Annotated in this window: 21 protein-coding genes; 7 read left to right on the top strand and 14 right to left on the bottom strand. The window is 71.0% G+C overall.

The annotated features are described in order from the left end of the window. Positions 1–34 precede the first annotated feature (34 nt). The 12 genes from RKD20_RS33875 to RKD20_RS33820 all read right to left on the bottom strand — a co-directional run bounded on the left by RKD20_RS33875 (position 35) and on the right by RKD20_RS33820 (position 13,353). Positions 35–2,014 carry a pectinesterase family protein gene (locus RKD20_RS33875; protein ID WP_424881032.1) on the bottom strand — a complete coding sequence of 660 codons (1,980 nt, stop codon included), beginning with the start codon at positions 2,012–2,014 and terminating at the stop codon, positions 35–37. A 33-nt stretch (positions 2,015–2,047) separates the two neighbouring features. After that, positions 2,048–3,547, bottom strand: a complete 1,500-nt coding sequence (locus RKD20_RS33870; RefSeq protein ID WP_424881031.1) for a family 43 glycosylhydrolase — start codon at positions 3,545–3,547, stop codon at positions 2,048–2,050. Next, complete coding sequence (locus RKD20_RS33865) at positions 3,544–4,389, bottom strand: PmoA family protein (protein ID WP_424881030.1); 846 nt, start codon at positions 4,387–4,389, stop codon at positions 3,544–3,546. Before RKD20_RS33865 ends, RKD20_RS33870 begins: the two co-directional genes overlap by 4 nt. Next, positions 4,386–5,540 carry a Gfo/Idh/MocA family protein gene (locus RKD20_RS33860; protein WP_424881029.1) on the bottom strand — a complete coding sequence of 385 codons (1,155 nt, stop codon included), beginning with the start codon at positions 5,538–5,540 and terminating at the stop codon, positions 4,386–4,388. The genes RKD20_RS33865 and RKD20_RS33860 overlap by 4 nt, the downstream gene beginning before the upstream one ends. Beyond that, positions 5,537–6,151: a hypothetical protein gene (locus RKD20_RS33855; protein WP_424881028.1), complete on the bottom strand. Its 615-nt coding sequence runs from the start codon at positions 6,149–6,151 to the stop codon at positions 5,537–5,539. The genes RKD20_RS33860 and RKD20_RS33855 overlap by 4 nt, the downstream gene beginning before the upstream one ends. A 346-nt stretch (positions 6,152–6,497) precedes the next feature. Further along, on the bottom strand, positions 6,498–7,394 hold the full coding sequence (locus RKD20_RS33850; RefSeq protein ID WP_424881027.1) for a carbohydrate ABC transporter permease: 897 nt from the start codon (positions 7,392–7,394) through the stop codon (positions 6,498–6,500). Continuing rightward, positions 7,391–8,329, bottom strand: a complete 939-nt coding sequence (locus RKD20_RS33845) for a carbohydrate ABC transporter permease (RefSeq protein ID WP_020121424.1) — start codon at positions 8,327–8,329, stop codon at positions 7,391–7,393. Before RKD20_RS33845 ends, RKD20_RS33850 begins: the two co-directional genes overlap by 4 nt. Positions 8,330–8,479: 150 nt before the next feature. Next, a complete protein-coding gene (gene araD, locus RKD20_RS33840; RefSeq protein WP_424881026.1) occupies positions 8,480–10,216 on the bottom strand; it encodes an L-arabinonate dehydratase in 1,737 nt (578 codons plus the stop codon). Beyond that, on the bottom strand, positions 10,213–11,124 hold the full coding sequence (locus tag RKD20_RS33835) for a dihydrodipicolinate synthase family protein (protein WP_424881025.1): 912 nt from the start codon (positions 11,122–11,124) through the stop codon (positions 10,213–10,215). The genes araD and RKD20_RS33835 overlap by 4 nt, the downstream gene beginning before the upstream one ends. Next, entirely contained in the window at positions 11,121–11,777 is a 657-nt protein-coding gene (locus RKD20_RS33830) for a GntR family transcriptional regulator (protein WP_424881024.1), read from the bottom strand. The genes RKD20_RS33835 and RKD20_RS33830 overlap by 4 nt, the downstream gene beginning before the upstream one ends. A gap of 161 nt (positions 11,778–11,938) precedes the next feature. Beyond that, positions 11,939–12,694, bottom strand: coding sequence for an MBL fold metallo-hydrolase (locus RKD20_RS33825; protein ID WP_424881023.1), 756 nt, complete (start codon positions 12,692–12,694; stop codon positions 11,939–11,941). A 74-nt stretch (positions 12,695–12,768) separates the two neighbouring features. Beyond that, entirely contained in the window at positions 12,769–13,353 is a 585-nt protein-coding gene (locus RKD20_RS33820) for a TIGR03086 family metal-binding protein (protein ID WP_424881022.1), read from the bottom strand. A gap of 156 nt (positions 13,354–13,509) precedes the next feature. Between RKD20_RS33820 and RKD20_RS33815 the strand changes: the two genes are divergently transcribed. Continuing rightward, complete coding sequence (locus RKD20_RS33815) at positions 13,510–14,712, top strand: MFS transporter (protein ID WP_424881021.1); 1,203 nt, start codon at positions 13,510–13,512, stop codon at positions 14,710–14,712. Here the strand turns inward: RKD20_RS33815 and RKD20_RS33810 are convergent. Together RKD20_RS33810 and RKD20_RS33805 are read right to left on the bottom strand one after the other, a co-directional pair. Beyond that, entirely contained in the window at positions 14,649–15,809 is a 1,161-nt protein-coding gene (locus tag RKD20_RS33810) for a hypothetical protein (RefSeq protein ID WP_424881020.1), read from the bottom strand. The two genes, RKD20_RS33815 and RKD20_RS33810, sit on opposite strands and share 64 nt — an antisense overlap. Then, a complete protein-coding gene (locus RKD20_RS33805) occupies positions 15,806–16,750 on the bottom strand; it encodes a 5-dehydro-4-deoxyglucarate dehydratase (protein ID WP_424881019.1) in 945 nt (314 codons plus the stop codon). The genes RKD20_RS33810 and RKD20_RS33805 overlap by 4 nt, the downstream gene beginning before the upstream one ends. Before the next feature lie 151 nt (positions 16,751–16,901). Here RKD20_RS33805 and RKD20_RS33800 point away from each other — a divergent pair, with 151 nt between their 5' ends. From RKD20_RS33800 to RKD20_RS33775, 6 genes are all read left to right on the top strand, one after another. Further along, a complete protein-coding gene (locus RKD20_RS33800) occupies positions 16,902–17,711 on the top strand; it encodes an NAD-dependent epimerase/dehydratase family protein (RefSeq protein WP_424881018.1) in 810 nt (269 codons plus the stop codon). A 308-nt stretch (positions 17,712–18,019) separates the two neighbouring features. Continuing rightward, a complete protein-coding gene (locus tag RKD20_RS33795) occupies positions 18,020–18,787 on the top strand; it encodes a DeoR/GlpR family DNA-binding transcription regulator (RefSeq protein ID WP_424881017.1) in 768 nt (255 codons plus the stop codon). Between the two features lie 76 nt (positions 18,788–18,863). Beyond that, positions 18,864–20,237: an ABC transporter substrate-binding protein gene (locus RKD20_RS33790; protein ID WP_424881016.1), complete on the top strand. Its 1,374-nt coding sequence runs from the start codon at positions 18,864–18,866 to the stop codon at positions 20,235–20,237. Beyond that, positions 20,234–21,172 carry a carbohydrate ABC transporter permease gene (locus RKD20_RS33785; protein ID WP_424881015.1) on the top strand — a complete coding sequence of 313 codons (939 nt, stop codon included), beginning with the start codon at positions 20,234–20,236 and terminating at the stop codon, positions 21,170–21,172. The genes RKD20_RS33790 and RKD20_RS33785 overlap by 4 nt, the downstream gene beginning before the upstream one ends. Continuing rightward, entirely contained in the window at positions 21,169–22,008 is an 840-nt protein-coding gene (locus RKD20_RS33780) for a carbohydrate ABC transporter permease (protein ID WP_424881014.1), read from the top strand. Before RKD20_RS33785 ends, RKD20_RS33780 begins: the two co-directional genes overlap by 4 nt. Continuing rightward, positions 22,005–22,994, top strand: a complete 990-nt coding sequence (locus RKD20_RS33775; RefSeq protein ID WP_424881013.1) for a zinc-dependent alcohol dehydrogenase family protein — start codon at positions 22,005–22,007, stop codon at positions 22,992–22,994. Before RKD20_RS33780 ends, RKD20_RS33775 begins: the two co-directional genes overlap by 4 nt. Positions 22,995–23,040: the final 46 nt, after the last annotated feature.

The raw sequence follows: 23,040 nt of genomic DNA, 5'->3' as shown, positions 1-23,040 counted from the left end.
GATTCCAGCGGAGACATGAAGTCGTGGGGGGAAGTCAGTGGCGGGCGTGGGGGGCCCAGCCGTCCGTGCCCTTGAGGTAGTTCGCGACGGTGTACGTCCGCGCGTCGGCGGCGTCGAGCTGCGGCCGGTCGGCGCTCGGGGCCGCGCCCGGCCCGGCGTTGCGGTACTCGGCGAACCGCGCGTCCCTCCAGGAGAACCCGCTCATGTCGGTCCACGGCGAGCTCTTCACCGCGGCCGGCAGTACGGTGTCGCGGATCACCACCTGGGCCACGGCGGCGGGTTCGCCGCCCGGGTGCCACGGCCGCCCCAGGTGGAAGGTCCGGTCGGGGGCGTCGCTCACGATCTTCGACCGGGTGATCAGGAACCCGTACGGGTTGCCCGTCCAGGTCGAAGCGGCCGTGATGTAGCCGTTGTTGGAGTCCGAGCCCCGGCTCAGCGCCCGGATCACGGACCGCTCGATCACGGTCGTCGCCCGGCCGTAGACGAAGTCGACATCGCCCTCGATGTACGCGTCGCGGAGGTAGACCCGGCTGATGACGTCCAGCTTGGGGCTGTCGGTCATCAGGGTGTCCTGGTTGCCCAGGAAGGCGGTGTCCTCGAAGACGATCCGGTCGCCGGTCGTCTTCATCGCGAGGGCCTGCTCCCCCTTCAGCTCGACCGCGGCCTCGTCGAAGTCGTTGCTGAAGGTGAGGTGGCGGGCGGTGACGTCGTTCGCGGCGATCCGGACCGTCGCGCTGCCCGTCGAACCGCCGTACTCGGCGGGGGTGTCGTAGACGATGACGGTGTCGGACCGGTCCTGTCCAGTCCCCTGGAGCACGATCTTCGGCTTGGTCGCCGGGATGTACACCTTGGCGCGGTAGGTACCCGGCGCGACGGCGATCGTCACCGGCAGGGCGTTCCCGTCGGGCACGGCGTCCACGGCGGCCTGCACGGCCGGGTAGTCGCCGGGGACGTGCAGGGTCACCCCGATCCGCTGCTGCGGGCCGGAGAACCTCGACACCAGCGAGGGCACCGCGCCGGCCGGGTCCAGCCGGTAGGCGTAGAAGGACCGCGGGTCGAATGCCGTACCCCACTCGTCCGTTCGCCCGGTCGTGTTCTTCAGGACGGACCCGCGCTGCACCAACTCAGCGGTGGTGTCCGCCTGGTAGGGATGCCGGACCCCGTCGTAGTAGCTGCTCTCGATGACCATCTTCGTCCGGCCGCGCGACCAGTTCCCGTACGTCCACACCGGGTCCCCGTCGGCCACCTGCGCCGAGAGGTAGTTGTTGTAGAGGTGGGCGTAGGCGCAGTTGTCGGCGGACGGGTTGCGCTGCTTGGTCCCGGTGAACCAGTTGTGGTCGATGGTGATCTGGGTCAGCGCATTGGTGGTCCAGCCGATCCCGAATGCCTTGTTGTGGTTGCGGAACTGGTTGTACGAGACGGTGATGTACTGGCTGTCCTTGCGGATGTCGAGCAGCCCGTCGCCCATGTGCTCGAAGCGGTTGTGGTCGATCCAGACGTGGTCGGCCGTGTCCATCTGGATCGCGTCGAAGTCGGTCGTCTTGCCGTCCCAGTCGCCCTCGACGTACGAGTCGCGGATGGTCAGGTTGCGGATGATCACGTTGTGCGTGCCGGGGTCGAGATGCAGCTCGCCGTGGACGATCTCGCCGGTGTCGCCGACGCCGATGATCGTCTTGTCGGAGCCGACCACGATGTCCGAGCCGAAGGGCTGGACGGCGATCGCGCCTGAGACCCGTATGACGTACGGCTCCTCGGCCGCCGCGTAGGCGGCCAGCGAGGCCTGGTCGGTGACGGTGACGACCTTGCCGCCGGCCCCTCCGGTGGTGCCGCCGGCGAGGGAGGCGAAGCCGTGGGCCGCGTCGCTCCAGCGGTCGACCGGGGCCTTCTCGGCGGCGACGGCCTTGGCCTGCCCGATCACTCCGAGGCTCAGCGCGGCCACCAGGCCGAGCACAGCGGCCAGGACCGTGCCGTGTCCCGGTCTCTGCAAGCGCTTGCTATGGAGGTGCTGCGTCATTGCGGCTCCCAACAGGCTTACGGGTGCGGTGCGTTACAGGGGGTCGATCCTGAAGTGCGAGAAGGTTGCCGCGCCGGCGTGTCCTCCTCCGACGGGCGCGAGCGCGAACAGTCCGAGCAGGGCTCCGACCCAGCGCCAGGGGGTGGCGGCGAAGACGGGTCCGGAGGGCCGCGGGCCGTCGCCGAGGTCGTGGAGGAACCGGCAGCGCGCGCCCGCGCCGATCTCGATCCGCAGCCGTACCTTTTCGGCGGGGGCGGGTCGCGGATGCTCGGCGTCCCGTTCCCGCTCGGCGACGCCCTCGGCGAACCGGTGCACGAGCTGGACGCTCCCGTCGGCCCCGCGCTGGAGCCCGATCCAGCTGAAGGCGTCCCCGAGGACGGCGAGACCGGCCCGCGCCCCCGGTTCCTCGCTGTGCAGTCGCAGCTCCACCTCGACCGCCGAGGGCGTGCCGGGCAGCCGCTGGGTGAGGACGTTCGGCAGTGTGCGCAGGTCGTGCGCGTCGGCCGAGCGGACGCAGGTGAGCCGCAGTCCGTCCCCGGAGTGGTGGGTGGCCCAACCGGGCTGCGGATTGGCGGTCCACTGCCACTGGCGGCCGAAGCGTCCGCCGGGGAAGTCGTCGCCGGTGGCGGGCGCGGCCTGCGACTGCGGTGGCAGATCGGGCTTCTCGTGCACGGCGACGGGGGCGCCCTCATCGCCGAGCACCGGCCAGCCGTCCTCCCCCCAGCGCATCGGCTGGAGGTGGACGACCCTGCCGTAGGCGCCCTTCTGCTGGAAGTGCAGGAACCAGTCCTGGCCGGCCGGCGTGCGCACCCAGCCGCCCTGGTGCGGGCCGTTGACGTCGGTGTCCTGCTGCTCCAGGACGGCCTTCTCCTCGTACGGGCCGAAGAACCCGCGCGAGCGGAAGGCGCCCTGCCAGCCGGTCTCCACGCCCCCGGCGGGCGCGAAGATCCAGAACCAGCCGTCGTGCCGGTACAGCTTGGGGCCTTCGAGGGTGAACCAGCCCGGTATCCGGTCGCCGTCGATGATCACCTTGCCCTCGTCGAGGAGTTCGCGGCCGTCGAGGTCCATCCGGTGCCCGGTGAGGCGGTTCTTGACGCCCGAGCGGGACTTGGCCCAGGCGTGCACGAGGTAGGCCTCGCCGCTCTCCTCGTCCCACAGGGGGCACGGGTCGATCAGGCCCTTGCCGGACTTGAGGAGGTGCGGGCGGGTCCAAGGGCCCCTGATCCCGGGGGCGTTGATCTGGACGATGCCCTGGTCGGGGTCGCCCCAGAAGATCCAGAACCGCTCGTCGTGGTACCGGAGAGACGGTGCCCAGACCCCGCAGTCGTGCCGCGGCTTGGTGAACTCCCCGGCCGGTTCCAGGCGTTCGAGGGCGTGGCCGATCAGGGTCCAGTTGACGAGGTCGCGGGAGTGCAGCAGCGGCAGGCCGGGGACCCGCCCGAAGCTGGAGGCGGTGAGGTAGAAGTCGTCGCCGACGCGGACGACATCGGGGTCGGACCAGTCGGCGTTCAGGACGGGGTTCGTGTACGTCACTGGCTGACCGCCTTCCGTACCAGGGCCGCCACTTCGAGCCGGGACAGCCGCCCGTCGGCGACGACGGTGACGATCCGCCGTACGACGGTCTCGCCGGGCGGGATCGGCAGCCTCGCGTCGTGGGCGAGCGAGGAGCCGACCCCCGGGTACTCCTCGGCGCGCACGAACCACGGGTCACGGCGGGTCCGGTCGGTGGCGCCGGCGAAGACGAGGGTCCAGCCGGCGCCGGAGAGGGCGACCCAGGCGGCGCGGGTGCCGTGGACCGCGGCCTCGCCCTCGCGGTCGACGGTGAAGACGTCCGGCGTGTGCTGTTCCTTGCGGGCCCGCCAGAAGAAGCCGCCGTAGGCCGCGCCCGGGCGGCCGTTGGTGGCCGGGCTGCCGATCGACAGGGGTTCCCGGGTCACGTTGGTGAGGGAGAAGGTGAAGTCCAACGCCCAGGCCGAGCCGGTCAGTTCGGTGGCCGCGACCGTGCGTCGCTCGCGCAGCAGCTCAGCTCCCGAGGCTACCCAGCGCAACTCCTCCACGAAGCCGTCCGGGTCGCGGAGCTGGAAGGAGTGGTGGCGCTGGGCGCCGTGGTTGTCGAGCTCGGTCGGGCCCCGGTCGCGCACATGGGTGCGGCCGCCCCAGAAGTTGTGCCCCTCGACGTCGGGAACAGCGACACCGACGCCGAGGTGGTGGATGTGGTCGGCGGGGCCGAGTTCGGTGACCGCGGTGCCGGCCAGGGTGGTGACAGGGTGCAGATAGGGGCGCGGGGAGAGCCGGGCGGGCAGCTCGGGCCGGGTGACGTAGCGGCCGACCGGGCGGCCCGCGACACGCAGGACCGGGGAATCGGGGGTCGTCATGTACTCACCTCGTTCGCGACGTGTGGCCGGGCCCAGTCGGCGCCCAGCTCGGAGTAGAGGGCGAGGTTGTCGGCGGCGGCCGCGACGAGTCCGTCGATGCCGGGGACGACCCTGCGCTCCTCGTCGGGCAGCAGGTGCCAGGCCGTGGCCGGGAGCGGGGTCGGGTCCGGGGCCAGCCGGATCGCCTCGACGACCTTCATGAAGGCGCCCGTCACCTCCGGGACCACCAGCAGGTCGTCGCCGTCGGTGACGTGGTCGACCAGGTTCTCCAGCAGGTCGGTACGGCCGTACTCGTACTCCTCGGGGCCGTGGCCGGCCCGCTGGAGCAGCACGCGGTCCTGCTTGTACCAGTAGGTGATCCGGCCGTGGCTGCCGTGCGCGACGACATACGGCTCGTCGGGGTCCTCGGCGCACAGGGTCGCGGCGACGACGACCGGGATGCCGTTCGCGGTGGTGAGGCGGACGCAGGAGGTGTCGTCGGACTCGATGTCGTTGGCGCGCAGCAGCTCGGTCTCGATACGGCTGACGTCCTGGGCGCGGGTGGTGCCGTTCAGGGCGAGCGCGGTGGCGACGGCGTGCGCGAGGGGGTTGGTCAGCACGCCGTCGATCACGTCGACGCCGTTCATCCGCCGCTTGCCCGCCCAGGGCGCCCGCCGGTAGTACGCCTCGGCGCGCGCCCAGGCACCGGCCCCGCCGATCCCGGTCACCTCGCCGATCGCGCCCTCCTCGACCAGCTCACGGATCGCGGGCACCGCGTGCGAGCCCAGCGACTGGAAGCCGATCTGGCAGGCGACCCCGGCCGCGGCGACCCCGTCGGCCATCCGGCTGAACTCGGCGTACGAGGGCGCCGGGGGCTTCTCCAGCAGGATGTGCACGCCCCGCCGGGCCGCTTCGAGCGCGAGGTCCGTATGGGTCGGGATCGGGGTGCAGATCACCGCGATCCGGGCGCCCGTGGAGTCGAGGAGCGCGCCGAAGTCGGCGGACTGCTCGGGTGCGCCCAGGCCTTCGGGGATCTCGTCGCCGGTCAGCGGGGTCAGCTCGCAGATCCCCGCCAGCCGTACGATCCCCTTGTCCTGCAGCCGACGGATGTTCTCCAGGTGCCAGCGGCCGTGGCCGCGCGCGCCCGCCAGGACGATGTCTGCGGTGCTCATGGGATCCTCCCTGCGCCCGCGCCGCGCGCCACCTGTCGGTCGGCCGCCTCGGCGCTGTCGATCTTTGTGTGCAGGGTAGGCGGCCGGTCGGCGTCCGCCGCGAGGTCACGCTCGCTGCCGAGGGTGCCGCTCTGGTGCGGGGCACTGCTGTTCCAGCTCTTGATCGGCTCCCGACCACCCACGCCGGACGCGGAGACCGACGGCTCCCGACCACCCACGCCGGACGCGGAGACCGACGGCTCCCGACCACCCACGCCGGAACCGAAGACAGGCTGGATCCGATCACCCCCGCCGGGGGTTGAGACGGACGGCTCCCGGCCACTCACACTGGACGCTGGGACAGGGTGGACCCGACCACCCCCGCCGGAACCGGCGACGTGCCCCTCCCGGGGACCCGCGTCGGACGCGGTGACGCGCTGTTCCCGCGCGCCCGCGGAACGCCCGGCGGCCGTCTCGGTGCGAGCCCGGCCGGCCGCCGCGGCAGGGGTACCGGACACCCCGGCGTCGTTCTTCCTCAGGAGCACACGGCCCACGGCCCGCCCCTCGGCCCGCACGACGACACCCACCAGGCCCAGCACCGCGCCCCCCATCGCGATCCGACGGATTCTCACTTCGACGTCACCTCCCCGCCGGACACGACGGCCGAGGCGCGCCAGGGGAGGATCGGGCCCCGGCAGACCGACGCGACGCCCCGACCGATGTCAGCGGCCCACGGCCACCGACCGGCGACCGAGCGGGCGCGGAATCCCATGGCCCCATGACCGGCCCCGAGCCCCTTCCCGCTCCACGTGCACCGCCGGCCTCGTGCCCCGGCGCCGGTCCACCCTGGCGCGGCGCTCACCGGCGCGGCCCCGGACGGTCCCGGCACCCCGGTCCGGCAGGCAACCGTGTGGACATGGCCGTCACCCGTCGGCCCAGGGGCGCCCGACGCGTTCGTTCCGCTGATCCGACGGAGTCTCATCCCTTCACCGCCCCCGCGCTGAAGCCCGTGATCAGCCACTTCTGGATGAAGGCGAACACGATCACGACGGGTACCGCCGCGATGATGCCGCCGGCGGCCAGCGCGCCGAGGTCGACGCTGTCGGCGCTCATCAGGGTGTTGAGACCGACCGGGATCGTCTGCTTGTCCTGGTTGTTGAGGAACATCAGGGCGAACAGGAAGTGGTTCCAGGAGTGCACGAAGGCGAAGGAGCCGACGGCGATCAGGCCGGGACGGAGCAGCGGAAGGACGACGATCCTGAAGGCCGTCATCCGGTTGCAGCCGTCGACCCAGGCCGCCTCCTCCAGGGAGTACGGCACGTTCTTGATGAAGTTGCTGATCAGGATCATCGACAGCGGCAGCTGGAAGACCGTCTCGGCGATGATGACACTGCCCAGCGAGTTGATCATCTTCAGCTCGGCGAAGATCTCGAACAACGGCACCAGCAGCAGCGCACCCGGCACGAACTGCGAGCACAGCAGCGCCAGCATGAACGCGTTCTTGACCTTGAAGTCGAACCGGGCCAGGGCGTAGCCGCCGGCCAGCGCGACGAGGGTCGTCATCACCAGGGTGGCGAGGCCGACGTACACGCTGTTCTCGAAGTAGGTGCCGAAGGCCCGCTCCGTCCACACCTTCTCGAAGTGGTCGAAGGTGATCGGCCAGGGCACGAGCGAGGTCGAGCCGGCCGGGCGCAGCGCGAAGAGGAGGATCCAGTAGAAGGGGATGAGCGTGAAGACGAGGTAGATCGACAGCGGCAGGTAGATGTGCCGGCGCGGGACCTCGTCCCAGGAGCGGCGGCGCTTGGCGGGACGCGGCGGCTCCGGCTCGTGGCGCACGGGTGCGGGCGCGGTCTCGGTGGCTTCCTCGGTGATCACTTGGAACCGCCTCCGAACTTGCTCAGCCGCAGATACACCATCGAGCAGAAGAGCAGGATCACGAACGCGACCGTGGTCAGGGCGGACGCGTAGCCGAAGTTGTGGGCGTCGACGCTGGTGTTGGCGATATAGAGCGGGAGGGTGGTCGTCTCCCCCGCGGGTCCGCCGCCCGTCAGGGTGTAGAGCAGGTCGACGTTGTTGAACTCCCACACCGCGCGCAGCAGGGTGGACAGGATGATCGCGTCCTTCAGATGGGGCAGCGTGATGTGCCAGAACTGCTTGATCCGGCTGGCCCCGTCGACCTCGGCGGCCTCGTACAGGTCCTTCGAGACGGACTGGAGGTCGGCGAGGATGAGGATCGCGAAGAAGGGGACACCGCGCCACAGGTCGGCGACGACCGCCGCCGAGAAGACGGTGGAGGTGTCCGACAGCCAGCTGGTGCCGTAGGAGCCGATGCCCATGTCGGCGAGGTAACGGGTGACGCCGGTCTGGGAGTTGTAGAGCAGCACCCAGATCGCGGAGGTCAGCACGCCGGAGACGGCCCACGGGGAGAAGACGAGCGCGCGGCCCACCGCCCGGCCCACGAAGGTCTGGTTGACGATCAGCGCGAGCGCCAGGCCGAAGAGCAGCTGGAGGCCGACCTCGACGAAGACCCACTTGGCGCTGAAGGTCAGCGTGTCCCAGAACTGGGGGTCCTTGGTGAAGATCTGGACGAAGTTGTCGAAGCCCGCGTAGCCGTTCCGCCATGGCTTGGTGGGGTTGTAGTTCTGGAGGCTGTAGTAGAAGACGCTGATCACCGGGTAGGCGATGAAGCCCAGCATCAGCAGGGCCGCCGGCGCGATCAGCAGGTACGGCAGCCTGCGCGGCGTGGCGGAGGCACGGCGCCGCCGCCGGGGTGGCGCGGGCGGTTTCGCCACGGCTGCGGCTTGGGCCATGACAGGGTCTCCGTTCTCGGTACGGCTTGCGTTCGTGGTTCGGTAAGCGCTTTCTCGCTATGCGTGGGATACCACTTGCTGTTTGCGTGGCTGGTGCGGGTGCGTTGTGGCTTGTCGCGCAGTTCCCCGCGCCCCTAAAGGTGGGTCAAGTCACCCTGCGTAAGGGTCTGGGACCTTGCCCTGCCCGGCCAGGAAATCGAAGTCACAGCCGGTGTTCGCCTGGGTGATCTGGTCGTTGTAGAGGGCGCCGTAGCCGCGCTCGTAGCGGGTGGGCGGCGCCGTCCACTCCGTGCGTCGGCGTTCCAACTCCTCGTCGTCGACGTTGAGTCGGAGGGAGCGTGCCTCGACGTCGAGGGTGATGCTGTCCCCCGTCCGGACGAGGGCCAGCGGGCCGCCGACGTACGACTCGGGCGCCACGTGCAGCACGCATGTGCCGTAGCTCGTGCCGCTCATCCGGGCGTCGGAGATGCGGACCATGTCGCGTACACCCTGCTTGAGCAGGTGGTCGGGGATGGGGAGCATGCCGTACTCGGGCATGCCGGGGCCACCCTTGGGCCCGGCGTTGCGCAGCACCAGCACGCTGTCCGCGGTGATGTTCAACTCCGGGTCGTTGATGGTGCGTTGCATGGACTTGTAGTCGTCGAAGACGACCGCGGGACCGGTGTGCTTGAGCAGGTGCGGTTCGGCGGAGATGTGCTTGATGACGGCGCCGTCCGGGCAGAGGTTGCCGCGCAGGACGGCGACCCCGCCCTCGCCCGCGACCGGGTTGTCGCGGGTGCGGACGACGTCGTCGTTGTGGACGACCGCACCCTCCAACTGCTCGCCCAGGGTGCCGTTCACGGTCGGCCGGTCCAGATGGAGCAGGTCGGTGATCCGGGAGAGGAAGCCGGGCAGGCCGCCGGCGAAGTGGAAGTCCTCCATGAGGTACGTCTGTCCGCCGGGCCGCACGTTCGCCAGCACCGGAACCGTGCGGGCGATGCGGTCGAAGTCGTCGAGGGTGAGCGTGACCCCGCAGCGTCCCGCCATCGCGATCAGGTGGATGACCGCGTTGGTGGAGCCGCCGAGTCCGAGCACCGTGGTGACGGCGTCCTCGAAGGCCTCGCGGGTGAGGATCTCGGACGGCCTGAGCCCGGTCCAGGCGAGCTCCACCGCGCGGCGCCCGGAGGCCGCGGCCATCCGCTCGTGCGCGGAGTCGACGGCCGGGATCGAGGAGGCACCCGGCAGGGTCATGCCGAGGGTCTCCGCCGCGGCGGTCATCGTGGACGCGGTCCCCATGGTCATGCAGTGGCCCGGAGAACGCGCCAACCCGCCCTGGAGATCCCGCAGTTCACAGTCCGTCAGGTTGCCGGCGCGGTGCTCGTCCCAGTACTTCCACATGTCGGTGCCGGACCCGAGGGTCTCGCCGCGCCAGTGCCCCGGCAGCATCGGCCCCGCGGGCACGAAGAGCGAGGCGACATCGGCCGAGGCCGCGCCCATGAGCAGCGCCGGCGTCGACTTGTCGCAGCCGCCGAGCAGCACCGCCGCGTCGATGGGGTACGACCGCAGCAGCTCCTCCGTCTCCATCGCGAGCAGGTTGCGGTAGAGCATGGGGGTGGGCTTCTGGTAGGTCTCCGAGAGGGTGGCGACCGGGAATTCCAGCGGGAAGCCGCCGGCCTGCCACACTCCCCGCTTGACCGCCTCCGCGCGCTCGCGCAGATGGACGTGGCAGGGGTTGATGTCGGACCAGGTGTTGAGGACGGCGATCACCGGGCGGCCCTGGTACTCCTCGGCCTCGTAACCGAGCTGGCGCATCCGGGCGTTGTGCGACCAGGTGCGCAACTGGCCCTCGGTGCCGTACCACTGGTGGCTCCGCAGGTCCTTGGGCCGCATGCGCTCTCTGTCCGTCATATCGACCACCCGGCGGCTATCGCGGCGACCTCGGCACGCTCGGTCTCGGGCAGCTCGCGGCTCGGCGGGCGTACGTCACGGCGGCACAGACCGAGGGAGGCGAGGGCCTCCTTGACGACGGTGACGTTGTCGGCGGAGCCGTTGGCCGCGCGGAGTTCCTCGAAGCGGCGGATCTGCTCCCAGACCTTCATGGCGGCGGGGTAGTCGCCGGATCGAAGCGCTTCGATCATGTTCAGCGAGACGGCGGGGGCGACGTTCACGAGCCCGGAGGTGAAGCCGGTGGCGCCCGCCGAGAAGTAGGAGGGCGCGTAGGGCTCGGCGAGCCCGGCGACCCACACGAAGCGTTCGAGGCCCGCGTCCCGGGCGAAGGCGGCGAACTTGGCCGCGTCCGGGACGGCGTACTTCACGCCGATCACGTTCGGGCAGGCGTCGGCGAGTTCGGCGAGGCGGTCACCGCTGAGCTGGGCGTTGCGGATGTACGGGACGACCCCGAGTTCCGGGACGGCCGTGGCGATCGTGCGGTGGTAGTCGATCCAGCCGCCCTGCGAGACATAGGGGTGGACGGGCTGGTGGACCATGACCATCCCGGCACCGAGCTCGCGGGCGTGGCGGGCGGAGGCCACGGCGGTGGGGACGTCGTGGCCGACGCCGACGAGGACGTTCGCCCGCTCCCCGGCCTCCTCGACGGTCAACTCCGTGATCAGGCGCCGCTCTTCGGGGCTCAGGGCGTAGAACTCGCCGGTGTTCCCGTTGGGGGTGAGGGTGGTGATCCCTCCGTCGAGCAGCCGACGCAGCAGGGCCCGGTGGGTGTCCTGGTCGACGGTGCCGTCCTCGGCGAACGGGGTCACCGGGATCGCCACCACGTCGGCCAGGGCAGCCCGCCGGGTCTCGAACGTCTCGCTGCTCATTCCTGGCCTTCCTCGTCCAGCACTCCGGGGAACGCTCGTTCCACGAAGGACGCGATGTGGGCGTGCAGGGCGCGGGCCGCTCCGTCCGCGTCGCCCTCCAGGGCGAGCCGCAAAATCTCCCGGTGCTCGCCGGCCTCCCGGTCCCAGGAGGGCGAGGCGGCCCAGGCGACCGCGGAGACCAGGGCGGCCTGGTCGCGGACCTCGTCGAGCATCCGGCCGAGCAGCGGATTGCCGCAGGGCAGGTAGAGGGCGCGGTGGAACTCCCGGTTGGCGAGGGAGCGTTCGGCGGTGTCGGTGGCGTCGTCGGCCTTGGTCAGGGCGTCGCGTGCGGCGTCGAGGGAGGCCCCGCGCCGTACGGACCGCTTCAGCGCCTCGGGTTCGAGGAGCAGCCGGACGTCGTAGACCTCGCGCGCCATGTCCGCGTCCACCATGCGCACCGTGACGCCCTTGTACTGGCTCATCACGACGAGCCCGGTCCCGGCCAGGGTCTTGAGCGCCTCGCGCACCGGGGTCTTGGAGACCCCGAACTGTGCGGCGAGTTCGGTCTCGACCAGGGCCTGACCAGGCGTCAGGCGCCCGGTGAGGATGCGGCGTTTGATCTCTTCCAGCACGTACTGCGTGCGGGAGGGGATCGGCGTGGGCACAGAGGTCATGCGCGCCTCTCGGATCTCGCGTATCGGATCTTGCGTATCTGATCTCGCGTATCGCGTCTCATATATGACGTACGAAGTACGACGCGTTGAAGGTAGGGAGGGCCGCAATGTTTCGTCAATGCTTCTGGCAAAGGAAGTTGAAGTTGCGGTGAGGACGAGCGTCAGACGAGCCGGGTGGCACCCTCGAAGGCCGTACTGGTGCGCCCGGCGAACGCGGCGGCCGCACGTGTGGTCGCCGCCTCCCTGGTGAGCGTGGGTCCGACGTGGGTGACGAGCAGCTCGCGCGCCCCGGCCTTGCGGGCGATGTCGCCGGCGTCCTCGGGGGTCAGATGGACCTGTTCGCCTTCGCGATGCCGGTCGATGTCCGCCTCGCACAGGAACACGTCGGATTCCGCGGCGAGTTCGACGAGGGCGGCGCAGGGTCCGCTGTCCCCGGAGTACGCGAGCACGCGTCCGGCGCACTCGGCGCGCAGCCCGTACGCCTCGACGTCGTGCGCCACGGTCCGCGCGGCGAGCCGCAGGTTCCAGTGCCGGACCTCGTGGCCGTCGTACAGGGGATGGAAGGCGAGGATGCCGTCGAGGAAGCGCACGTCGGACCGGCCGAAGAACCCGGCGAGCCGGTGGGCGCAGCCGGGCGGCGCGTACACCGGGATCGGGGCCGGCGGGGTGAGTCCGCCGAACGCGAAGGCGTAGACGGCGGACAGCAGGTCAGCGCTGTGGTCGGCGTGCAGGTGGGAGATCCAGATCGCCGTGAGCCGGGAGGGGTCCGTGTGCCGCTGCAATTCCGCGAAGGTGCCGGGCCCGGCGTCCACCCACACCTCGGCGCCCCCGCCGCGCAGCAGATAGCCGGAGCAGGGGCGGCCCGGCGCCGGGTGCGGGGAGGCGGTACCGAGGACGGTGAGACTGAGGGGCGGCATGGTCGGGAGCGTACGGTCCGGGCCTGCCGCCCGCCGCCCTTTTCCGTGCCTCTACGGCACTCTCGTACCGGCGTCTACGGAGTCCAGCCCGGGTTCCGCCCGCTCAGGCCCAGGGCCCGGTCCAGCAGCGACGCGTCCTCGGGCACCGGGACGATCGGGCCGAAGATGGCGTCCCGGCTCGGGTCCTCGGCGGAGGCATGGAGGAAGTCGTACGACGCCCGGAGCGCGGCGGGGTCCGGGTCGTACGGCTGTCCGGTGCCGCGGGCCAGGTCCCAGCCGTGGATGACCAGTTCGTCCACGGCGACGGCGGCGGCGATCTCTGCGGGCAGGTCCACACCGCCCGCGCGGGTCATGCCGGTCCAGGCGGCCGGGTCGCGCCAGGCTTCGGCGAGTTCGTCGAGGACCTTCGGGAGTTCCTCGCGCCGGCCGGGGCCGATGTCCGGGACGGAGTCGGTCGGCGGGGTGTCGGTCGTCGCGCCGAGGTCCTTGCGGGCGGCGTCACGGAACGCGGTGGCGAGGCCGAGCAGGTGGCCGAGCATGTTGCGCACCGCGTACTCCGGACACGGGGTGGCGTTCTCCAGCTGGTCGTCGGTGACGGCTTCGGCCAGCCGGGCGATGACCTGGGTCTGCGGTCCGAAGTCCAGGGGCGGGACAGTCATGCGGTGCTCCTAGGGGTTCGCGATGTCGTGAAGGGTGGACCGTCGCCGCTGCGAAAACTCATCGCTCGACATCGCTCGACATCACTCGACATCGCTCGACAAGTAGGGAACCTGCCCCATCCCACCGCGGGGGCCTTAGACCCACGATGTCCAGGCATGACGAAGACATGGGCGGTGCTCCACGACCGCAACGCGAGGCTGTGTCTCACGGGAGTGCTCGTCTCCGGCCTCGGCACCTCGGCCCTGTGGCTGGTGTCCGGCGTCTGGGTCAAGGACCTCACCGGCTCGAACGGCCTTGCGGCGCTGTGCATGCTCGCGATGTGGGCACCGACCCTGGCGGGCCCGCTGCTCGGCACGATCGCCGACCGGCTCCGCCGCAAGCCGCTGCTCACCTCCTGCAACCTGCTGCTGGCGGCCCTGCTGCCGGTTCTCCTCACCGAGCGGGTCGCGGTCGTCCTCACGGTCCTCTTCGTGTACGGCGCCGTGGGCGTGGTCCAGGACGCGGCGGAGTCGGCCCTGGTCGCCGGCGCCGTCGCCCCGGCCCTGCTCGGCGACTTCAACGGGCTGCGGACCGCGCTCACCGAGGGCATGAAGCTGGTGGCACCGCTGGCCGGAGCGGGCCTCTACGCCCTCTACGGCGGCCCCGCCGTGGCACTCCTGGACGCGGCCACGTTCGTGCTCGCCGCGCTGGTCTCCTGCGCTCTGCGCGTCCGGGAGGACGGCCCCGAGCCGTCCCGCCGCACCCCGTTCGTCGAAGGCGCCCGCCACCTGTGGGCCCACCCCGCGCTCCGCCCCCTGATCCTGGCCGGCGGCACCACCATGCTGCTCGCCGGGCTCAACGGCGCGCTTCTGTACGCCGTGATCGACGGCCTCGGCCACTCCCCCGCCTACGCCGGTGCGCTGTACGCCGTCCAGGGCGCCGGTTCCGTGGCGGTGGGGCTGGTCTCCGGGCCCGCCCTGCGCCGACTGGGCGAGCGCCGGTTCGCCACGTACGGCATCGCCCTGACGGCCGTGGCCGCCGGACTGCGGGCGATCCCCTCCGACCCGCTGGCCCTGGCCTGCAGCGCGGCCGTCGGCGCGGGTCTGCCCTGTGTGCTGATCGCCGCGCTCACCGCCGTGCAGCGCGCGACCCCGGACTCGCTGCTGGGCCGTACGGTCGCCACCGCCAACACCCTGGTGTACACCCCGAACGTGCTCGGTCTCGCGGCGGGCGCGGCGCTGGTCGGACCGGTCGACCAGCGGCCGCTGTCGGCCGTCCTCGGCGTGGTCTGGCTCGCCGCGGCGGTCCCGCTGTTTCAGAGGCCGGTCAGCGCCGAGCGGATCGCCTCCAGGTCGCCGTCCGACGCCAACCCGGCGTGATACAGCCGGACTTCGCTCGCCCCGGACTCCTTCGCGCGGGCCACGTCCGCGGTGAGCGTGCCCGGGCTGCCGCCCATCGCCGAGACGACGGGGAAGTTGGCGGCGACGACCGCGTCCGCACGGGCCCGGGCGAAGGGCGTGAGCAGGTCGGGTCCGCCCGCGCAGGGCACGACGACACCGTCCGCGACGGACAGGATGTGCTCGGGGTCGACGCCCGGATTGGCCCCGACGTGATACGTCACGGGGTCGGCGTGCAGCAGGATCTGGAAGCCCTCGGGAGCGGCCGCGCGGACCGCCCGCACCGCCGTCTCCTGGAGCGTGCGGGCGGTGTCGTCACGCCACGCGCGCGTGGCCGCCGCCGTCCCGGCGCCGAGCAGCTTCTCGACCCCGGCCCAGCCCCCGTCGTCCGGCGCGCCCCGCCACAGCGGCTCCAGCGCGGCCCGTACGGCGGCGGCGAGCGCGTCGGGGTCCAGCCCCTGGTCGCCGTACCCCTCGCGGCACGTCCCGCAGAAGCAGAGCGCCATGAGGTACATCCCGGCGTCGCCGAGCGGGACCCCGCCGGTCTTGTCGTGGGCGTGCAGGTGCTGGAGGCCGTACCAGCCGAGGGACTCCAGCTCGGTGCCGGCCGCGCCCGGGCGCAGTGCCGCCTCGACGGCGAGGTCGACGAGGTACGCGCGCGTGGCGGGCTGTGCGATGCACGGGGCCCACGGGTAGCGGTCGCCGTAGGCGTTGACGACGGAGGTGTCCGGCTGCTCGGCGCCCAGGCGGGAGTTGTGCGCGAGGACGACCCAGGTGTGCACTTCGAGGCCCGCCCCCGTCAGGGCCTCGGCCGCCTCGCCGAAGGCGTCGCCGGGCGCCCAGTCGCCGGCCGCGTAGGGGCGCAGCGCACGCCCGTCCCAACGGGAGTCCGTCGGGTACAGCACGGCCGCGTGCTCGGCGGTGACGATGCGGTGGCGCGGGTGGCGGGGGGTCAGGGCGCGTGTGGAGTGGTAGGCGGCGGCGAGGGTCGCCTGCTGCACGCTGAGCCCCGCGATACGGGCCGCGGCCTCCGGGTCCCCGTTGACGTCCCAGGGGTAGACGAACGTCGACGCCTTCACTGTGCCTCCTCCAGCAGCGCGTGTCCGCGCTCGATGATCTCCGCGAGCTGCTTCACATGATCCCCGTCCGGCTCGTGCAGCGGCGGCCGGACCTCCCCCACGTCGAGGCCGCGCATCCGGACACCGGCCTTGACGAGGGAGACGGCGTACCCGCGGCCCCGCGCGCGCAGTTCGACGAAGGGACGGTAGAAGCCGTCGAGCAGACGGTCGGCCGTCGCCCGGTCGCCGTCGCTGAGCGCGCGGTGGAAGGCGAGGGCGATCTCGGGGGCGAAGCAGAAGACGGCGGACGAGTACAGGGGGACGCCGATGGCCTGGTAGGCGAGCTGGGTCTGCTCGGCGGTCGGCAGTCCGTTGAAATAGAGGAAGTCTCCGAGTCCCTCGGTGCGCACCGCGCTGACGATCCGCTGCATGAGGTCGAGGTCGCCGAGGCCGTCCTTGAGGCCGATGATCCCCTCGCTGCGGGCCAGTTCGACGACGGTCTCCGGGGTGAAGACGGCGTTGTCGCGCTGGTAGACGATCACCGGGAGCGTGGTCGCGGCGGCCACCTCGCGGTAGTGCCGCAGCAGCCCCTCCTGCGCGGCCACGACGAGGTAGGGCGGCATGGCGAGCAGCCCGTCGGCGCCGGCCGCCTCGGCGAGCCGTGCGTACCGTACGGCGAGCGCGGTGCCGTATCCGGCGCCCGCGACCACCGGGACGCGCCCCGCCGTCTCCTCGACGGCCGCCCGGACGCAGTCCTCGAACTCCTCGGGCGTGAGCGCGTGGAACTCCCCGGTGCCGCAGCACGCGAACACGGCCGCGGCCCCGGCGTCCACGCCCCGGCGTACGTGCGCGCGATACACGGCAAGGTCGACGGATCCGTCCGGGCCGTAGGCGGTGACGGGGAAGAACAGCGGCCCGCTGGGGATGCCGAGTCGATGGGCGAGGTCGGCGGACGGCGTCACAGGCTCTCCCTAGAGTGGCATGCAGAATACTGATCAGAGTTTATATTTATGAACTCTCATCGCGCCACCCTTGACGAAGCCAAGACACGATCCCTAACTTGTCCACGAATGTGAATACCGTACTCATGAGGCCCTTCAAGGAGACCCACGGATGCCCGCTCCCCGTACCGTTCTGCTCACCGGTGCCGCCGGCGGGCTCGGCACCCTGATGCGGGATCTGCTCCCGGCCTACGGCTACGACCTGCGCCTGCTCGATCTGCGCCCCGTCGAGGGCGAGCCGGACGCGATCGTCGCCGACCTCGCCGACAAGGACGCGGTACGCGAGGCGGTACGAGGTGTCGACGCGATCATCCACCTGGCGGGCATCTCCCTGGAAGCCCCCTTCGAGAAGATCCTCAAGGCGAACATCGAGGGCACCTACCACCTGTACGAGGCCGCGCACGCGGAGGGCGTCGGACGGATCGTCTTCGCCTCCTCCAACCACGCCGTCGGCTACACCCCGCGACCCCTGGGCGACGACCCGCTCATCCCGATCGACACCCCGCGCCGCCCGGACACCTTCTACGGCCTGTCCAAGTCCTTCGGCGAGGACCTCGCGCAGTTCTACTGGGACAAGCACGGCCTGGAGACCGTCTCGGTGCGCATCGGCTCGTGCTTCCCCGAGCCCACCAGCGTGCGCATGCTCTCGGTGTGGATGAGCCCGGCCGACGGCGCCCGTCTCTTCCACGCGGCCCTGACCGCCGAGCAGGTCGGCCACACCGTGGTCTACGGCTCCTCGGCCAACACCCGCCTGTGGTGGGACCTGACCACCGCCCGCGCCCTCGGCTACGACCCGCAGGACGACTCGGAACCGTACGCGGAGAAGCTGATCGCCGAGCAGGGTGAGCTCCAGGAGGGCAACGAGGGGCACGCCTACCTGGGCGGCCAGTTCGTGACGGACCCGCCGATCTGGCCGCACTGAGAGACCCCTGACAACGGCGGGCGGGCACCGAACGGGCCCGCCCGCGGGTGCATCCGGGCACGGGGAGATCTCTGAGTGCAGGCGCGACAGCGCCGCACTCAGGGGCGCGGGGAACTGCGCGACCAGCCACATCGCACCCGCGGCCGCCACACAACCGCACCACCCGAACTCATGGGCCCGCCCCGCCCGAACGGGCACACGCGGGCACTATCACTCCCGTAACAGACCTGGTCACCACACCCCACCCGCTGTAGAACTTCCCCCAGACGGCCCGAACGGGCAGACAGCACAGCAAGGCGGGTGACCGAATGACCAGTACCGCGGAAGAACGCCAGCGGGAGATCGTACGGACCGCCCGCACCACCGGCTCCGTCGACGTCAACGCCCTCGCCACCCAACTCGGCGTGGCGAAGGAAACCGTGCGCCGAGACCTCCGTGCCCTGGAGGACCACGGTCTGGTCCGCCGTACGCACGGCGGGGCCTACCCCGTGGAGAGCGCGGGGTTCGAGACCACGCTCGCCTTCCGGGCCACCAGCCATGTGCCCGAGAAACGACGGGTCGCGGCCGCCGCGGCCGAGCTGCTCGGGGACGCCGAGACGGTCTTCGTCGACGAGGGCTTCACCCCGCAGCTCATCGCCGAGGCCCTGCCCCGGGACCGGCCGCTGACCGTGGTCACCGCGTCCCTTCCGGTCGCCGGCGCCCTCGCCGAGGCCGAGAACACCTCCGTCCTGCTGCTCGGGGGCCGGGTCCGCCCCGGCACCCTCGCGACCGTCGACCACTGGACGACCAAGATGCTGGCCGGCTTCGTCCTCGACCTCGCCTACATCGGCGCCAACGGCATCTCCCGCGAGCACGGCCTCACCACCCCCGACCCCGCCGTCAGCGAGGTCAAGGCGCAGGCCGTCCGGGCCGCGCGCCGCACGGTCTTCGCCGGTGTGCACACCAAGTTCGGCGCGGTCAGCTTCTGCCGGTTCGCGGAGATCGGCGCGCTGGAGGCGATCGTGACGAGCACCCTGCTGCCCTCTTCCGAGGCGCACCGGTACTCACTGCTGGGACCACAGGTCATCCGGGTCTGACGTCCCGACCGACCTGATCCGTGGGCCTTTTCGCCGCAAGGCGCCCTTTATATCCCTCTATGTCCAGGAGCGATCCATGCGAACCCAGAGCCGACGACGGCCACCGCGAGCCACGCTCGCCATGGCCGCCGCAGGGACGCTGCTCGCCCCGCTGCTCTCCGGCTGCTGGGTCGGAGCGGGCGGGGCGGGGTCGGGCGGTGACGCCATCAACGTCCTGATGGTCAACAACCCCCAGATGACCGAGCTGCAGAAGCTGACCAGGGCCCACTTCACCAAGGAGACCGGGATCAAGGTCAACTTCACCGTCCTGCCCGAGAACGACGTCCGCGACAAGATCAGCCAGGACTTCGCCAACCAGGCCGGCCAGTACGACGTGGCGACCCTGTCGAACTACGAGATCCCGATCTACGCCCGCAACGGCTGGCTGCACGGGATGGACGCGTACGTGGCCAAGGACCCGTCGTACGACGAGAAGGACGTCCTGGCGCCGATGCGCCAGTCGCTGACCGGCGACGACGGCAAGCTCTACGGTCAGCCCTTCTACGGCGAGTCGTCCTTCCTGATGTACCGCAAGGACGTCTTCGAGCAGAAGGGCCTGACGATGCCGGCCCGTCCCACCTGGCAGCAGGTGGCCGACCTGGCGGCGAAGGCCGACGGGGCGCAGCCCGGCATGAAGGGCATCTGTCTGCGCGGCCTGCCGGGCTGGGGCGAGGTCATGGCCCCGCTCACCACGGTCGTGAACACCTTCGGCGGCACCTGGTTCGACAAGAGCTGGAAGGCCCGGCTCGACTCGCCCGCCTTCGAGAAGGCCACGAAGTTCTACGTCGACCTCGTGCGCGAGCACGGTGAGTCCGGCGCCGCCCAGTCCGGGTTCGCCGAGTGCCTCAACAACATGACCCAGGGCAAGGTCGCCATGTGGTATGACGCCACCTCAGCGGCCGGTTCCCTGGAGGCGAAGGGCTCCCCGGTCAAGGGCAAGGTGGGGTACGCCCCCGCTCCCGTCCAGGAGACCCGGTCCTCCGGCTGGCTCTACACCTGGGCCTGGGGCATCCAGGACGCCTCCCGCAACCCCGACAAGGCCTGGAAGTTCGTCTCCTGGGCCTCCAGCAAGGAGTACGAGCAGCTGGTCGGCGACCGGATCGGCTGGTCCAACGTTCCGGCGGGCAAGCGGGCGTCGACGTACACGAATCCGGCGTACGTCAAGGAGGCCGCCGCCTTCCAGGAGATGACCAAGCAGGCCATCGAGCAGGCCCGGCCGAACGACCCGGGTGTGCAGCCGCGCCCGGCGCCCGGCATCCAGTTCGTCGGCATCCCCGAGTTCACCGATCTCGGCACCAGGGTCTCCCAGGAGATCAGCGCGGCCATCGCCGGACGCCAGTCCGTGGAGTCGGCCCTGAAGAAGTCCCAGCAGATCGCCGAGAAGATCTCCGAGGAGTACGAGGGACGATGACCACGACCACCACGGCCCCGCTGGCCACCACTCCCGTACGCACCGCGCGGCAGCCCTCGGGCCGACTGCGCGCCTGGGCCACCCGCGCCCCGTTGCTCCCCGCCCTGATCTTCATGATCGTGGTCACCCAACTGCCCTTCGTGGCCACGGTGGTGATCTCCTTCTTCGACTGGAACTCCCTCTATCCCAAGGCCCGTCACTTCACCGGCGTCGACAACTACCGGGACGTCCTCACCGACGCCGACCTGCGCCACTCGGTGTGGACGACGGTCCTGCTGACGGTGACGGTGGTCCTGGTCAGCCTGGTCCTCGGACTGCTCCTGGCCCTGCTCCTCGACCGTCGCTTCAAGGGCCGGGGCGTGGTCCGCACCCTGCTGATCGCCCCCTTCCTGGTGGTCCCGGTGGCAGCGGCGCTGCTCTGGAAACACGTGCTCTACAACCCTGAATACGGCCTGCTCAATGGGTTGTTGCACTATGTGGGCGGCCCACAGCCGGACTGGATATCCAACACCCCGCTGCTCGCGGTCGAGGCGTCCCTGGTCTGGCAGTGGACCCCGTTCATGATGCTCATCCTGCTGGCCGGCCTCCAGAGCCGCGACCAGCAGCAGATGGAGGCCGCGCGGGTGGACGGCGCGAGCGACTGGCAGATCTTCCGCTATCTGACACTCCCGCATCTGCGCAGGTATCTGGAGCTGGGCGCTCTGCTGGGCTCGATCTACATCGTCCAGAACTTCGACGCCGTCTTCACGATCACCTCCGGCGGCCTCGGGACCGCCAACCTTCCCTACACCGTCTACCAGAGCTTCTACCAGGCCCACGAGAACGGCCTCGCCTCGGCCGCCGGCGTCCTGGTCGTCATCGGCTCGATCATCATCGCGACCTTCGCCCTGCGCGTGGTGTCGTCCCTGTTCCGTGAGGAGGTCGGCCGCGCATGAGCAGCACCATCGCCGTGAAACGCAAGGGACTTGGCCTGGGTCTGGTGGCCTGGCTGCTGGGGATCGTCTTCTTCCTGCCGATCGCGTGGATGGCCCTGACGTCCTTCCACTCGGAGACGGACGCGGCCACCAACCCGCCCTCCTTCGGCGCCGCCCTCACCCTGGACGGCTACCGCGAGTTCTTCGGCACGGGCGGCGGCGCGAGCCCCTGGCCGGCGCTGATCAACTCGACGGTCGCCTCGCTGGCCTCGACCCTCTTCGTCCTGCTCCTGGCCCTCCCGGCGGCGTACGCGCTCTCCATCCGCCCGGTCAGGAAGTGGACGGACGTCCTGTTCTTCTTCCTGTCCACCAAGATGCTCCCGGTGGTGGCGGGCCTGCTGCCCATCTACCTGTTCGCGAAGAACACGGACATGCTCGACAACATCTGGCTGCTGGTCATCCTCTACACGTCGATGAACCTGCCGATCGCGGTCTGGATGATGCAGTCCTTCCTCGCCGAGGTCCCGGTCGCGGTGATCGAGGCCGCGCGCGTGGACGGCGCCCGCCTGCCGACGATCCTCGCGCGCGTGGTCGCCCCGATCGCCCTGCCCGGCATCGCCGCCACGGCCCTGATCTGCTTCATCTTCAGCTGGAACGAGCTGCTGTTCGCGAGAGTGCTCACCGGGGTGGTGGCCGAGACCGCCCCCGTCTTCCTGACCGGCTTCATCACCAGCCAGGGTCTGTTCCTGGCGAAGGTGTGCGCCGCGTCGCTCGTCATCTCCCTGCCGGTGCTCGCCGCGGGGTTCGCCGCCCAGGACAAACTGGTCCAGGGCCTGTCCCTTGGAGCCGTGAAATGAAGGCCGCCGTCATCGAGTCCGTGGGCCGTGCCGTCGTCGCCGAGGTCCCCGACCCGACGCCGGGTCCGCGCGAGGTCGTCGTCGAGGTCGCCGCGTGCGGCCTGTGCGGCACCGACCTGCACATCCTCCAGGGCGAGTTCGCCCCGAAGCTGCCCATCGTGCCGGGCCACGAGTTCGCGGGCGAGGTGGTCGGGGTCGGCTCCCGGGTCACCGAGCTCGCGGTCGGCGACCGGGTGGCAGTGGACCCGTCCCTGTACTGCCACGAGTGCCGGTACTGCCGTACGGGCCACAACAACCTCTGCGAACGCTGGGCCGCGATCGGCGTGACCACGGCAGGAGGCGCGGCGCAGTTCGCCGTCGCACCCGTGGCCAACTGCGTACGGCTGCCCGAACACGTCCGCACCCAGGACGCGGCACTGGTGGAGCCCTTGTCCTGCGCGGTCCGGGGTTACGACGTCCTCCAGTCCCGCCTGGGCGCCCATGTGCTGATCTACGGCTCGGGGACCATGGGCCTGATGATGCTGGAGCTGGCCAAGCGGACCGGCGCGGCGAGCGTGGACATGGTCGACGTGAACCCGGCCCGACTGGAGACGGCCCGCAAGCTCGGCGTCTCGGCCTCGGCCGCGAACCCGGACGAGCTGGACCGTCCGCAGGGCTGGGACCTGGTCATCGACGCGACGGGCAACGCGGCGGCGATCCAGGACGGCTTGGACCGGGTGGCCAAGGCGGGCACCTTCCTCCAGTTCGGTGTGGCCGACTACGCGACGCGGGTGACGATCGACCCCTACCGCATCTACAACCAGGAGATCACCATCACCGGCTCCATGGCGGTCCTGCACAGCTTCGAGCGGGCGGCCGAACTGTTCGCGACGGGGGTACTGGACCCCGGCGTCTTCATCAGCGACCGCCTGCCGCTGGACCGGTATCCGCAGGCGCTGGACCAGTTCGCGGCGGGGGTGGGCCGCAAGATCGTGGTGGTGCCGTAGGCCCTGCGGAACGGGGGGCGGCCGACTCGCCCCCCATTTGGCCCTC

It is taken from the genome of Streptomyces sp. SLBN-8D4, assembly GCF_049739545.1.
Taxonomy (GTDB): Bacteria; Actinomycetota; Actinomycetes; order Streptomycetales; family Streptomycetaceae; genus Streptomyces; species Streptomyces canus_C.
The sequence above is the reverse complement of the archived record's forward strand: the minus strand, read 5'-3'. Positions and strand labels throughout refer to the sequence as shown.

Bases quoted from the DNA above. Each gene is read 5' to 3' on its own strand.
- RKD20_RS33795 (WP_424881017.1), top strand. From the start codon at position 18,020: ATGACCAGTACCGCGGAAGAACGCCAGCGGGAGATCGTACGGACCGCC.
- RKD20_RS33865 (WP_424881030.1), bottom strand. From the start codon at position 4,389: ATGACGACCCCCGATTCCCCGGTCCTGCGTGTCGCGGGCCGCCCGGTC.
- RKD20_RS33830 (WP_424881024.1), bottom strand. From the start codon at position 11,777: ATGACCTCTGTGCCCACGCCGATCCCCTCCCGCACGCAGTACGTGCTG.
- RKD20_RS33825 (WP_424881023.1), bottom strand. From the start codon at position 12,694: ATGCCGCCCCTCAGTCTCACCGTCCTCGGTACCGCCTCCCCGCACCCG.
- RKD20_RS33875 (WP_424881032.1), bottom strand. From the start codon at position 2,014: ATGACGCAGCACCTCCATAGCAAGCGCTTGCAGAGACCGGGACACGGC.
- RKD20_RS33835 (WP_424881025.1), bottom strand. From the start codon at position 11,124: ATGAGCAGCGAGACGTTCGAGACCCGGCGGGCTGCCCTGGCCGACGTG.
- RKD20_RS33815 (WP_424881021.1), top strand. From the start codon at position 13,510: ATGACGAAGACATGGGCGGTGCTCCACGACCGCAACGCGAGGCTGTGT.
- RKD20_RS33860 (WP_424881029.1), bottom strand. From the start codon at position 5,540: ATGAGCACCGCAGACATCGTCCTGGCGGGCGCGCGCGGCCACGGCCGC.
- RKD20_RS33775 (WP_424881013.1), top strand. From the start codon at position 22,005: ATGAAGGCCGCCGTCATCGAGTCCGTGGGCCGTGCCGTCGTCGCCGAG.
- RKD20_RS33845 (WP_020121424.1), bottom strand. From the start codon at position 8,329: ATGGCCCAAGCCGCAGCCGTGGCGAAACCGCCCGCGCCACCCCGGCGG.
- RKD20_RS33800 (WP_424881018.1), top strand. From the start codon at position 16,902: ATGCCCGCTCCCCGTACCGTTCTGCTCACCGGTGCCGCCGGCGGGCTC.
- araD (WP_424881026.1), bottom strand. From the start codon at position 10,216: ATGACGGACAGAGAGCGCATGCGGCCCAAGGACCTGCGGAGCCACCAG.
- RKD20_RS33780 (WP_424881014.1), top strand. From the start codon at position 21,169: ATGAGCAGCACCATCGCCGTGAAACGCAAGGGACTTGGCCTGGGTCTG.
- RKD20_RS33785 (WP_424881015.1), top strand. From the start codon at position 20,234: ATGACCACGACCACCACGGCCCCGCTGGCCACCACTCCCGTACGCACC.
- RKD20_RS33820 (WP_424881022.1), bottom strand. From the start codon at position 13,353: ATGACTGTCCCGCCCCTGGACTTCGGACCGCAGACCCAGGTCATCGCC.
- RKD20_RS33790 (WP_424881016.1), top strand. From the start codon at position 18,864: ATGCGAACCCAGAGCCGACGACGGCCACCGCGAGCCACGCTCGCCATG.